This is a genomic window from Sphingobium sp. BHU LFT2 (genome assembly GCF_018604485.1).
GTDB classification, from domain to species: domain Bacteria; phylum Pseudomonadota; class Alphaproteobacteria; order Sphingomonadales; family Sphingomonadaceae; genus Sphingobium; species Sphingobium yanoikuyae_A.
Map to the genome: position 1 here is coordinate 354,531 of NZ_JAFCGW010000002.1, position 12,912 is coordinate 367,442.

The 12,912-nt window shown below is 66.0% G+C and carries 10 protein-coding genes; 3 read left to right on the forward strand and 7 right to left on the reverse strand.

What is annotated here, in order from left to right:
* Positions 1–13 precede the first annotated feature (13 nt).
* On the forward strand, positions 14–391 hold the full coding sequence (locus tag JQK15_RS06885; RefSeq protein WP_214864416.1) for a VOC family protein: 378 nt from the start codon (positions 14–16) through the stop codon (positions 389–391).
* On the opposite strand, the gene JQK15_RS06890 is transcribed toward JQK15_RS06885, so the two are convergent.
* The 3 genes from JQK15_RS06890 to JQK15_RS06900 all read right to left on the reverse strand — a co-directional run bounded on the left by JQK15_RS06890 (position 372) and on the right by JQK15_RS06900 (position 5,229).
* Positions 372–2,918, reverse strand: a complete 2,547-nt coding sequence (locus tag JQK15_RS06890; protein ID WP_214864418.1) for a sensor domain-containing protein — start codon at positions 2,916–2,918, stop codon at positions 372–374. The genes JQK15_RS06885 and JQK15_RS06890 overlap by 20 nt on opposite strands.
* Positions 2,919–3,039: 121 nt before the next feature.
* A complete protein-coding gene (locus JQK15_RS06895; protein ID WP_004212177.1) occupies positions 3,040–3,858 on the reverse strand; it encodes an arginyltransferase in 819 nt (272 codons plus the stop codon).
* A 123-nt stretch (positions 3,859–3,981) separates the two neighbouring features.
* On the reverse strand, positions 3,982–5,229 hold the full coding sequence (locus JQK15_RS06900) for a threonine ammonia-lyase (protein ID WP_004212176.1): 1,248 nt from the start codon (positions 5,227–5,229) through the stop codon (positions 3,982–3,984).
* 97 nt (positions 5,230–5,326) lie between these two features.
* Between JQK15_RS06900 and JQK15_RS06905 the strand changes: the two genes are divergently transcribed.
* Complete coding sequence (locus JQK15_RS06905) at positions 5,327–6,196, forward strand: NAD(P)-dependent oxidoreductase (RefSeq protein WP_010339958.1); 870 nt, start codon at positions 5,327–5,329, stop codon at positions 6,194–6,196.
* A gap of 8 nt (positions 6,197–6,204) precedes the next feature.
* Positions 6,205–7,893 carry an amidohydrolase gene (locus JQK15_RS06910; protein ID WP_214864549.1) on the forward strand — a complete coding sequence of 563 codons (1,689 nt, stop codon included), beginning with the start codon at positions 6,205–6,207 and terminating at the stop codon, positions 7,891–7,893.
* Between the two features lie 112 nt (positions 7,894–8,005).
* Here JQK15_RS06910 and JQK15_RS06915 read toward each other — a convergent pair whose 3' ends face one another.
* The 4 genes from JQK15_RS06915 to JQK15_RS06930 are packed head-to-tail and all read right to left on the reverse strand — an operon-like array spanning position 8,006 to position 12,910.
* Entirely contained in the window at positions 8,006–9,748 is a 1,743-nt protein-coding gene (locus JQK15_RS06915; protein ID WP_214864420.1) for an MFS transporter, read from the reverse strand.
* Positions 9,748–10,494 (reverse strand): FkbM family methyltransferase, encoded by a 747-nt coding sequence (locus JQK15_RS06920; protein ID WP_214864422.1) that lies wholly within the window; start codon positions 10,492–10,494, stop codon positions 9,748–9,750. Before JQK15_RS06920 ends, JQK15_RS06915 begins: the two co-directional genes overlap by 1 nt.
* Positions 10,491–11,630 carry a glycosyltransferase family 4 protein gene (locus tag JQK15_RS06925; protein ID WP_214864424.1) on the reverse strand — a complete coding sequence of 380 codons (1,140 nt, stop codon included), beginning with the start codon at positions 11,628–11,630 and terminating at the stop codon, positions 10,491–10,493. Before JQK15_RS06925 ends, JQK15_RS06920 begins: the two co-directional genes overlap by 4 nt.
* Positions 11,627–12,910: a hypothetical protein gene (locus tag JQK15_RS06930; protein ID WP_214864551.1), complete on the reverse strand. Its 1,284-nt coding sequence runs from the start codon at positions 12,908–12,910 to the stop codon at positions 11,627–11,629. The genes JQK15_RS06925 and JQK15_RS06930 overlap by 4 nt, the downstream gene beginning before the upstream one ends.
* Positions 12,911–12,912 lie beyond the last annotated feature (2 nt).

The window sequence follows — 12,912 nt, forward strand, 5'->3', positions numbered from 1 at the left end:
CGGGAGTGGCACAATGCTGCATCATGTATCGGTGGGCACCAATGATGTGGTGCGGGCGCGGGCCTTCTACGACCCGCTGATGGCGCTGCTGGGCTATCGCAGCCTGCGCGACCACCCCCATTCGCTCGACTATGGCGTGACCGACGTGGTGTTCAGCGTCGAGACGCCGGTCGATGGCGCGCCCGCGAGCGCCGGCAACGGCATCCATATCTGCTTCGTCGCGGCCGATCGCGGCGCGGTCGACGGATTTCATCGACTGGCGCTGGAGTTGGGCGGCAGTGATGCCGGACCGCCGGGCGTGCGGCCGCAATATGACGAGCATTATTATGGTGCCTTCGTGCGCGATCCCGACGGCAACAAGATAGAGGCGGTCACTTTTTCGGCGCGATAGGCGCGACGCCGCGCGCAGCCAGGACCGAGGCGGCGGGCTGCGGCCGGCCATAATGATAGCCCTGCGCGATATGGCAGCCATGCTGGAGCAGCAGCGCCGCCTGTTCGGCGGTCTCCACGCCTTCGGCCACCACCTCCATGCGGAAGCTGCTGCCCAGCTTGATGACGGCGTCGACGATGGCGGCGTCGCCGGCATCGCTGTCGACATGACTGACGAAGCTGCGGTCGATCTTCAGCACATTGACCGGATATTGCTTGAGATGGCTGAGCGAGGCGAAGCCGGTGCCGAAATCGTCGAGGGCGATGCGTACCCCGCCGCGCGCGAACCGATCAAGCGCGCGCGCGACCTGATCGGCGCCGCGGCCGAGGAAGACCGACTCGGTCACTTCGATCTCGAAATTCTGAGCCGGCACGCCATGCTGGTCCAGCCGGGCCAGGACATGATCGGCGAAATCGGCCTGGAGCAGATCCGCCGCCGAGGCATTGACCGCCACCCGGCCGGGATCGAAGCCTATCCCGAGCCAGGCCGCCATGTCGTGCAGCACCGCGTCGAGCATGAGGTCGGTCAGGCGGATGGCCAGTTCGCCATGCTCGAAGGCGGCAGCAATGGTGGCGGGCGCCTGGACACCGAGCCGGGGATGCTGCCAGCGCAGCAACGCCTCATAGCCCAGCACCTGCCCGCTGCGCATGTCGACCTTGGGCTGATAATAGGGCTCGACCAGCCGCTCGGCGATCACCTGGCGCGCCATGTGGATCATCGAACTGCGCTGCTGCGCGTCGGCGCGCAACTGGGAATGGAACATGGTGAGCCGGCTGCGGCCGCTCGCCTTCGACGCATAGAGCGCCAGATCGGCCGCTTTGAACAGTTCGTGCGCATCGTCGCCATGTTCGCCGAACACGGCGCCCCCGACACTGACCCCGGCTTCGAGCAATTGCCCCTGATAGGCGAAGGGCACCCGCATCTTGTCCAATATCGCCTGGCTGCACGCCTGCACGGTCGCACTATCCACCAGCGAGGCAGCGATCAGGCCGAACTCGTCGCCGCCGAGGCGCCCGACCACCGCATCGGACGGCGCCGCCGCAGCCAGACGCTCGGCAAAGCCGCAGAGCAGCGCATCGCCCGCGTCATGGCCAAGCGAATCGTTGATCCGCTTGAGGTCATCGATGTCGAACAGCATCAGGCCGAAGCCCGCGCCGGTCGGGCGCGCCTGATCCGCCAGTTCCTCCAGCACGCCCTGCCACAATGTCCGGTTGGGCAGCCGCGTCATGGGATCATGGGTGGCGGCCCAGCGGATTCGTTCTTCCGCATCGCGCTGTTCGGTGACATCCAGGAAGGTGACGATGATCCGGCGCAACTGGCCGACTTCGGTGCGAGTCGCCCAACCGGTGCTGCGGATCCAGCGCAGTGCGCCATTGTCGGCGCGATGGACGCGCAGGGTCGCCTCGAAATGCGGCGGCAGGACATTGGCGGCGACGCCGTCCATCATCGCCTTGAGCTTGTGCCGATCATCGGGATGCACCAGCGACAGGGCCAGTTCGGTGGTCGCCGGCGCATCCGCCGACAGGCCCAGCATGGCACGGAACTCCGCCGACCAGCTACGCTGGCCCGAACGGGCGTCATAGTCCCAGATGCCGAGCCGCGCCGACTGCACCGCGAGGCGGAAATGCTCCTCACTCTCTGCCACCGCCTGCTGCGCCAGCTTCTGATTATGGATATCCTCCAGCGTGCCATACCAGCGGATGATCGCGCCCCGGCTATCACGCCGGGCGGCAGCGCGGGCGCGCATCCAGCGATAGCTGCCGTCGCGCAGGCGCAGGCGATAATCGACATCGACCGGATCGCCCGACTGGAGCCGCTCGCGCCATAGCGCCAGCGTCCGGTCCATGTCGTCGGGATGCAGGGCGTTGATCCAGCCGGCGCCCATCGCCTGTTCGGGCGAGCTGCCGGTCAGATCGCGCCAGCGCGGCCCGACCTCCTCGATCGCGCCATCGGGCGTGGCGGTCCAGGGAACCTGGGGGCTGAGTTCTACCGACCAGCGATGATGTTCGCGACTTTCCGCCAGTGCGGTTTCCAGCAATTCAGCCTGTTTGTCGCGACGATCATGCATATCCTCGACCGTTCCATACCAGCGCCATGCCCCTGCGGGCATTGCCTGCCGCGTCATGCGGAGCAGGCACCAGCGGCTTGCGCCATCTGCGCAACGCAGGCGAACGACCAGCGGTTCCGGCTGCGACGAGGCGGCGGCGGCCCGTATGATGATCCCGATATCGACCGAATCAAAGCCCTTGCGCCAACCATGGCGCATCAGCCCCATGCGAAGCCCCCCGCCCCGCACCTCGCCCTCGACCCAGTAAGTCAGCAGGCGACCGCGATAATCCGCGAACCAGTGAATGACGGGTGGGCGGACATGCTTGATCTTGGACGATAATGTCCTGTGCGCGACATGGGCGCCGGACGGCATATGGGCCGCTGGCCCGCCAAGTTCGCGGGCGCCATCGGCAAAGCGCCGATCAGCGAAGCGATCCATCGCCCATCCCCGATTGCCGTGCCGCCCTGTTCGTCATGGCAGCGATGATGCAGGAAAAGCTTAAACAAGCCTGCACGTAACCGGAATGATCGAGAATCTGTAATTTACAGAAATTGCCCCGTCAGCGGCGCAGGATGGCGGCCAGTTCGACCGGCAGCGGCGGCTCATCGCGTGGCATGACGACCCGGATCGCCTGCGCCTGCTCCTCCGGATCGAAGCGGACCCAGCCGGCACGGCTGAGCTTTTCGAGCGGGCGGTAGCGGATCTTGTACTGCATCCGCTGCGAGCCATCGACCCAATAGCCCAGATACACATAGGCCAGGCCCGCACGGGCGGCGCGCTGGATATGATCCATGATGATGAAGTTGCCGAGGCCCGGACGATCTTCCAGTTCGGTGTCGAAGAAGCTGTAGATCATCGACAGGCCGTCGCCCTGGCGATCGGTCAGGCAGGCGCCGACCAGCTTGCCGGGGCGGCCATCCTCGCCGGGCAGGCGGTATTCGACGACATGGCTTTCGACCGGGGTCTGTTCGACCATGTCGGCGAAATCCATCTCGTCCATTTCGGTCATGCCGCCGCCGGGATGCCGCGCGCGCAGATAGCGCTGGAGCAATTCGAACTGCTCCTCGGTCGACCAGGGCTTGCAGGCGGTGACGACGAGGTCGCTGTTGCGGCGGATCAGCTTGCGCTGGGTCGCGTTGGGCTTGAACTCCTGCGCGACGACGCGGACCGACACGCAGGCCGAGCAATCGGCACAGCTGGGACGATAGGCGACATTCTGGCTGCGGCGGAAGCCGATGCGGCCGAGCGCATCATTGAGTTCCGAGGCATTGTCGCCGTTGAGTTCGGTGAAGACCTTCCGCTCGCTCTTGCCCGGCAGATAGGGGCAAGGGCTGGGGTTCGTCACGAAGAAACGCGGAAAGCGGAATGGTGCGCTCATGCCTCTCCCCCCGATTCAGTCATGCGAATTTGCCTTTTCATGGTCGGACTATGCCGTCCCGGCCCAACCATGAAAAGGTCATTTACCACGAAATTTTTACCGATGGTTAAGCATGTCCCAAAATCAGGCAACCTCGATCGGCGCGACCTCATAACCCGCCGCGCCCAGCGCCGTGATCAGCCGCTGGAGATGGGCGCCATCGCGGGTCTCGCACTCGACGTCGAGGCTGAGCCCCTTGGCCGGCAGATTGGTGAAGATGCGCTGGTGCGACAGTTCCAGGATGTTGACCGCCTCCTGATCGAAGATGCGGGCGACATGGAACAGCGCGCCAGGCCGATCCTGCAGGATGATGCGCAGGCGGGCGAGACGGCCCGAGCGGGCGAGATCGCGCAGCAGCACATTGGCGAGCAGGCGGGTGTCGATATTGCCGCCGGTCAGGATCAGGCCGACATTGCGACCGGCAAACTGCTCGCGATAGCTGAGCAGCGCGGCCAGGCCAGCGGCACCGGCGCCCTCCACCACCGTCTTCTCGATCTGGAGCAGCAGGCTGACCGCCTCCTCCAGCCGGCGTTCGGTGACCAGCAGCACATCGTCGGCCAGACGCTCGACGAAGCGGCGGGTGAGTTCGCCCGGCTGCTTCACTGCAATACCCTCGGCCAGCGTGTCGCCGTCGCAGGCGAGGTCCGCGCCCTTGATGAAATCATACATCGACGGATACAGCTCCGCCTGGACGCCGATCAGGCGGATATCCGGCTTCATCGCGCGCGCCGCGGTGGCAATGCCCGAGAAGAGGCCGCCGCCGCCGATCGGTATGATCAGCGTGTCGATCTGCGGCGCATCCTCCAGCATTTCCAGACCGACCGTGCCCTGGCCGGCGATGATGTCGGGCTCGTCGAACGGATGGATGAAGGTCAGGCCCTGCTCCACCTCCAGCTTGCGGGCATGGGCATAGGCGTCGTCGAACTTCTCGCCATATTGGACGACGGTGGCGCCATGGCCCTGGGTCTGGGTGACCTTCACGATCGGCGTCGTGGTAGGCATGACGATGGTAACGGGCACGCCAAGGCGCTTGCCATGATAGGCAAGGCCCTGCGCATGGTTGCCGGCCGAGGCGCCGATCACGCCCTTGGCCTTGGCCGCTTCATCGAGTTGCAGCAGACGATTGAGCGCGCCGCGTTCCTTGTAGGCGGCAGTGAACTGGAGATTTTCGAACTTCAGATAGACGTTGCAGCCAAGCATTTGCGAGAAGGTCTGGCTAATGAGCGTCGGCGTCTTGACGATCGACCCGGAAATGCGTGTCCGGGCCGCAAGGATGTCATCGACGGTGACGGGCAGCGGCAGGGCGCCCTCTATCTTGCTCAGCGTGTTCATGGCGCAGCGCCCTAACGCAAAATTGCCGGTGAAGAAACTGGCACTTGCCGAAAACTGGCCCTATGGCTTGGTTGCACGCACGAAATGTACGAGGCTTATGGCTAATATCGCGTTTATCGGCCTGGGGGTCATGGGCGGCCCGATCGCGGGGCATCTGGCCAAGGCGGGGCATCATCTGACCGTCTACAATCGATCGATCGGCAAGGCCAAGAGCTGGGCCGAGGCCTATGGCGGCGAGGTCGCGATCAGCCCGGCCAAGGCCGCCGAGGAGGCCGACATCGTCATCAGCTGCGTCGGCACCGACGATGACCTGAGCCAGATCACGCTGGGGCGCGAGGGCGCGTTCCGCACGATGAAGCCGGGCGGCCTGTTCATCGACCATACGACCGTGTCGGCGCGGATCGCCCGGCAATTGTCCGTCGAGGGCGAGAGCCTGGGCCTGCACTGCGTCGATGCGCCGGTGTCGGGCGGGCAGGCAGGCGCCGAAAATGGCCGGCTGTCGATCATGTGCGGCGGGTCCGCCCCGGCGGTGGCGGCCGCGACGATCGTGATGCAGGCCTATGCCGCGCGCATCGTCCATGTCGGCAAGGCCGGCGCGGGCCAGACGACAAAGATGGTGAACCAGATCTGCATCGGCGGCGTTCTGCAGGGCCTGGCCGAAGCGATGCGCTTTGCCCAGGCGGCGGAACTGGACCTGGACAAGGTGTTCGAGGCGATTTCGGGGGGCGCAGCGCAAAGCTGGCAGATGGACAATAGATGGAAGACGATGGCGCAGGACAGTTTCGATTTCGGATTTGCGGTGGACTGGATGCGCAAGGATCTGGGGCTGGCACTGGAGGAAGCGCGGGCCAATGGCGCGACCCTGCCGGTGACGGCGATGGTCGATCAATATTATGCCGACGTGCAGGCGATGGGCGGCCACCGGCAGGATACCAGCGCGCTGGTGCGGCGGATCACCCGCGCATGAGGAAGATGATGCTGGCGGCGATCGCCGCGCTTGCACTGCCCATGCCCGCTTATGCGTCGGGCGTGATCGACAATGTGAACGGCATCGCCATCGGGCCGGATGGCAAGATCGTCCATTTCGGCGCGCTGATGATCGACGATGAGGGCAAGGTCGAGAAGCTGATCCAGGGCCGCTATCAGGAGCCCGAATACAAGCCCAAGAAGCCCAAGCGCGGCCAGCCCTGGCCCGAGCGACCGAAAGGCCCGAGCTTCAAGCTGGACGCAGGCGGCAAGACGCTGATCCCCGGCCTGATCGACGCGCATGGCCATGTCATGGGGCTTGGCCTGTCGCTGATCACGCTGGACCTGTCCGACACGAAATCGCTGGCCGAGGCGCAGGCGAAGATCCGCGCCTATGCGCAGGAAAATACCGGCCGCAAATGGATCATCGGCACCGGCTGGAACCAGGAGACATGGGGGCTGGGCCGGTTCCCGACCGCCGCCGAACTGGACGCGGCCGTGGGCGACATTCCGGTCTGGCTGGAGCGGATCGACGGCCATGCCGGCTGGGCCAACAGTGCGGCGATCCGCGCGGCCGGCGTCAGCGCGACGACCAAGGCACCGGCTGGCGGACGGATCGAGATGGCGGCGGGCAAGCCTGCGGGCGTCTTCGTCGACAAGGCGATGGACCTGATCCAGAAGGTCGTGCCCGCCCCTGCCCCCAAGGATCGCGACAATGCGCTGGAAAAGGCGCAGCGCGCACTGCTGGCGGTGGGCATCACCGGCATTGCCGACATGGGCACCAGCATCGAGGATTGGCAGGCCTTCCGCCGGTCGGCCGATCGCGGCGCGCTGCGCGTGCGGATCATGTCCTATGCCTATGGCCTCGACAATATGGTGCTGATCGCCGGGCCGGAACCCACGCCCTGGCTGTATGACGATCATCTGCGCATGGGCGGGATCAAGCTGCTGCTGGACGGCGCGCTGGGATCGCGCGGCGCCTGGCTGAAGGCGGACTATAGCGACGCGCCGGGCCAGCGCGGCCTGCCTATGATTCCGTCGACCCAGTTGCGCAATATCATGAGCCGGGCGGCGATGGACAATTTCCAGGTCGCGGTCCACGCGATCGGCGACGCCGCCAATGGCGAGATACTCGACGCGATCCAGGAAATGTCGGACACCTATACAGGCGACCGGCGCTGGCGGGTCGAACATGCCCAGATCATCGATCCGGCCGACCTGCCGCGCTTTGCCCGCTATGGCACGATCGCGTCGATGCAGCCGGTGCATGAAACGTCGGACTGGCGCATGGCAACGGCACGGCTGGGCGAGGCACGGCTGAAGGGCGCCTATGCTTGGAAGGCGATGCTGGACAATAAGGTGCCGCTGGCATTCGGTTCGGACGTGCCGGTCGAAAGCCCCAATCCCTTCCCCGGCATTGCCGCGGCCATGTCGCGCCAGGACGCCAGGGGCGAGCCGGCCGGCGGCTGGATGCCCGAGCAGAAGGTAAGCTTCGAAGCGGCGCTGGACGGCTTTACCCGGCAGGCGGCCTTTGCCGGCTTTGCCGAGAAGAAATTCGGCAGCCTGGTGCCGGGGCAGCGGGCGGACTTCCTGCTGATCGACCGCAATATCGAGACGGCCAGCCCGACCGACATTCGCGGCACGCAGGTGCTGGAAACCTGGATCAACGGCAAGCGGGTCTATGTGAAGGGGCAATAGAGCGCGCTGCGTTAAATCCGACGCAGATCGCGCGCTCTAAATTTTTGTTGTCGCATCGTTTTAAGCGCAAAACCGGTTCCCACTTTTGCGCACGATGCTCTAGCCTCTTCGCTTACATCGCGTTATCGGCGGCGTTCATGGCGTCGTCGATCGTCTCGGGCAGCGGCGGCTGGACCGGGCGATCGCAACCGGCCAGCTTCATATGGGCGCGCAGCGTGTCCATGCGCCCGAGATTCCAGCGCGCAAGCGGCACGCCGAGCGGGCGGAATTCAGCGCGGTCGAACAGCTCGACCACATAGGTCTTGCACAGTTCATCCACCTGATCGAGCGTCAGCATGCCGAGGTTCATGACCATCGGCTTGCCCGGCACACCATTGCGGCCACGCACCAGATCGGTGACGTAAAGGCCACCGCGCGGATCGACCAGCACGACGTCCGCGCGCGAGGCGTCGATCATGCGGTGGCTGGCGGCATAGGGCTCAACGAAGACATGGGTGCGCCAGACCAGGAAGCCGGCGGTCAGCAGCGTCACCAGGAAGCCGATGAAGATCGGCCGCATCGCGCCCTGTGGCCGGAAGCGCGCCCAGCCAAGTCCGCCGAGCAGGCAGAAGGGGCCGATGAAGCCATGGGCATAGCGGAAGCCCCAGCCATAGCCCTGCGCCAGCGCCAGCGCACAGCCCGCCAGGCAGCCGAGCGCCAGCGGCAGGGCGATCTCGCGGCCGCGGATCGCATCGCGCCAGCGCATCGCCAGCACGCCAAGGCCCGCGAGCGGCACCATCAATATATTGTTCCAGGCGGCATAGCGGCTGAGATTGACCAGCGGCTGCCAGCGATCGCCCAGGCGCTGGAACAGGCTGCCGACCTTGTCGGCGACGCCCGCGGATGGGCGCACATCAGTCGGCGCGCCCAGCGCATGAAGCAGGAATCCGGGCCAGATCTTGGCCCAGACGATGACGATCGCGACCAGGGTCAGCGCGTGGAAGGCGGCCACGGTCCAGCGCCGCGCCAGCAGCATCCAGAGGATGAAGGGGGCGATGAAGATGGGCGGGAAATGCCATTGGTGCAGGCCCGCCGCGATCAGCGCGACCACGCCGGCCGACAGATGGCCGGCAATGCCGCCGCGCAATACCAGCGCCAGCCAGACCATGTTCAATGCGAAATGGCCGGTCATGGCATAGGGGGTCATGGCCGTGACCCAGAGCTGGGCCGAGGAGAGGCCGAGCAGCATCGTTACCCAGACGGCATCGGGCCGGTCGGGGAAGAGATGGAGCGCCACCCGCCACAGCGAGAAGAGGCCGAGCACCAGCAAGACCGGGCCGGCGAGATTGGGGTCGCCCATCTGCCAGAACAAGGCCTGGATCGCGCTGTTCACCGGCAGATAGGCGGCGGTCCAATAGTCGGCGGCACCGAAGGGCGAGAAGAATTCGGGCATGATCGCCCGGCGATAGGGTTCCCATTCGACCGGGATCGGCCGGGCGAACAGGCCTTCGCGCATATAGGCGGCGGCAAAGCGCGCGACCTCCTCATCGCGGGAGACCGAATAATCCTGGAACAGGGCATAATGGCCGGCCCAGGCGGCGAGCCCCAGCAGGACGATGATCGGCACGATGATCCGGGCGCGCGGTTGCGGCAGGCGAAAGCCCATCCCTTCCGCAAAGGGCGCGGCCAGCGCCAGCAGGAACAGGCCGATCATCAGCGCCGGAAAATCCTGATCCAGGAACAGGATGACAGCGAGGCTGACACCCTGACGCCAGGTCACGTGCCACAGGAAGGTCGCGCCCAGCCACAGGGCGAGGCCGATCGCCCCGGCAAGGAACAGGCGCCGTGCGCTGACGAAGGGCATTCCCTTCGGCATCAGCTGTCCAGCAGCGCCTTGTTGACGAAGATGCCATCCATTTCGACCAGCAGCGGAAAATGGCCCTTATTGTTGGCGAAGAAGGCGGAGGGGACGAAGGCGCGGGCCTCCAGCCAGTCGATCATCGCGCGATAGCCGGTGCCGCCTTCATAGATGGGACGTACGCCCAGTTCCGTCTGGATGCCGGCCATGTCGGCGATGACGCTCCCCGCCCCTTCGCAGACCGACAGGTCATGCCCCTGCGTGTCCATCTTGAGGAAGGGCCGGGCAAAGCCATGGGCGGCGCGCAGTTCGGGCAGCAGGCTGTCGAGCCGGCGGCACTGCATCTCCACCGTCTTCGTCACCTTGTTGCGATCGGCGAAGATCGCGTCCTGTGCGCCCGAGGGGGCCTTCAGGGAGCTGAACTGGTCGGCGGCCATGATATTGAAGCTGGCGGTGCCGTCGAAATCGGACAGGGCCATGTTGAAGACATGCCAGTTGCGGTCCGACGCGGCGGCCTTGCTCAGTTCGGCAAAGACGTCCGGGTTCGGCTCGAAGGAGAGGATGGTGCCGGCAAAGCCCGCATCCTTGCGCGCCATGGTCGCATATTGGCCGCGATTGGCGCCGACGTCGAACAGGCAGTCGATGGCGAAGGCGGACAGGAAGCGCTTGAGCGCCTGGATTTCGGGATATTGATGGACGCGGCCGGCCAGCGCTAGGCGCAGGGCCAGCGCGCGGTCCGACAATTCGCGGACATAGCGGTTCATGCGCGCAGCACCTGGCGGTAAATATCCATTGTCGCCAAGGCCATGTCCTTCCAATTGCCCATAATATCTCCATAGGCGCGCGCCCGCGCACCCGCTGCCTGCCTGATGGCCGCGCTTTCGATCAGCGGCAAGAGGGCTTGGGCGAGCGCCGCCGCATTTCCGGCCGGAACCCGCGTGGTTACGCCGTCCGGCAGGGTGCCGAACATGCCGGCGTCGGACGTCACCATCGCCTTGCCATGGTGCAGCGCCGACAGGAAAGCGCCGCTCGAATCGATATGGCGATAGGGAAAGACCATGAGGTCGGCTTTTGCCATATGCGCGTCCAGCCGGGGTTCGGTGAGGAAGCCGAAATCGGTGATGAGGCGGTCGCCGAAGCCGGCGGCATGAACCGGATCGAGGATCGGGGCGACATCCATGAAGGGCTTGCCGGCCAGCACCAGTTCGAAGGGATGGCCTGCGCGCCAGAGCGACAGGCAGGCCTCCACCAGCAGGTCGACGCCCTTATAGGGGCGGATCGTGCCGAAGAAGAGGATGCGGGGCGCGGCGGGTGCGGGAATGGCGGCGAGGCCTGCCGGGGTGGCAGGCGCGAGCCGCATCGGCGGATGCGGCGTCACATGGATGCGGGCGGGATCGACGCCCTGCCCGACCAGCGCCGCGCGCGTCGTGTCGCCATGGACGATCAGCGCATCGAAGCGATCGAGCAGGGCGCGATAGCCGCGGCCCTGCAGGCCGCTGTCGGCATGATAGGCATCGGCATTATGGACGGTGTGGACGAGCGCGGTGCGGCCCTTGAGCCGATCGAGCATCAGCCGGTCGGCCGGCGCCAGCGGCAGCCACTGGACATGGGTGACGTCCGCGCCGGTCATCGCATCGAGATTGCCGAGCGCGCAGGTCAGGCCATATTCGGCCGCCTTGGCGAGACGGAAGGCCCGCCCCTCCCCCAGCCGATCGCGCAGGGCCTCGCTGTGGCGGAAGAAGCGCGGCGCGTAGCTATAGCCCTGCGGCACGATCGCATCGGTGGCGCGCATCGGCCGGCCGAGCAGCGTAACATCTGCGCCCGCCTGCGCCAGGCCCGCGCACAGCCCGTCATCATAGCGCCCGGTGAAGAGCGACGGATCGAGCATGGCAATCTTCATGCGCGCACCAGCCGGCGCAGCGAGACGAGATGCAGGCCGGCGGCCAGCATCAGGGTCAGGGCATAGAGGCCGAGGAAGCCGAGATCGAAGCGATCCGGCCAGAACGCGCCGGCGAGCGGTACGCTGAGCAGCGAACCGGCAAGGAAAGGCAGCGAGCGCTGGAGCAGAAGAGCAAAGCGGCCGAGCGCGGCCTGGACATAGACCGAGACGCAGATGACCGAGAGCGCGACCAGCGCCAGCGCGGTGAGGCCGAGGTCGGCCTGGTCGATCGCGGCGCGGCCGTCGAAGAGCTTGTCGAACAGCCAACCGCCGGTCAGCATCAGCAACGCCGAACCGGCGAGCGCGAAGAAGAGCGCAGCGCCAAGCGCACGGATCAGGAGCTGGCGCACCCGCGCGCTTTCGCCGGCATGATAGGCGCGAGTGATGCGCGGCAGAGCCGCCTCCACCATCGCGCGCACCAGCATCGAGAGCGAGCGCGACATTTTGAAGAAGAAGTCGAACAGCAGCATCGGCCGGGCATCGCTGGTGGCCATGGCGATGGTGAAATAGGGGGCGTTATAAGCGACGATGTCCGACACGGTGAAGGCCGCCGACGCGCCGATATCGCGCAGATAATGGCGGCGCACATGCCCACCACCAACCCGGAAGGCGAACCAGTGGCTGCGGCGCATGCCAAGGCGGCGATGGACATGGACGATGGCATAGCCGATCACCGCGACGCTGACCGCCAGTTGCAGCACGACGGACAGGCGCGGATCGAGCCCGAACAGGATCGCCGCCAGCAGGCCGATCGTCACCAGGCGGCGGGCGCAGTCCAGCCCTTCCCACAGGAAATTGCCGTCGATCGCCGCCAACGCCCGCTTGGCGAGCAAAGCCGGCAGGTTGAGGCAGGCGGTGAGGAAGAAGAGCAGGAACAGCGCCGGCATCGCCGTATGCAGCCCGCCCAGCGCCAGCGCGCCGAGCAGGATAGCGACCGCGCCGGCAATCAGCAGCCCGAGGAAGAGGAAGAGCACGCCCATTTCCTCCAGCCGGAAGCCGCCATCGGCCGCCTCTTCATCGCTGCCCAGCCAGAAGCGGCGCAGGCGCGCATAGATGATGCTGGTGAGGCCGAATTCCGCCGAGATGGTGAAATTGCCGAAGGCGACGAGCAGCAGGAAGGCCTGGAACTCCGCCAGCGGCAGCACCCGCACAAAGACGAAGGTGACGGCGAAGCCCCAGATCATCACCAGCCCGACATTGGCGAGCTTGACCAGCGCGAGGATGCGGGCGGATGCCTCCATCC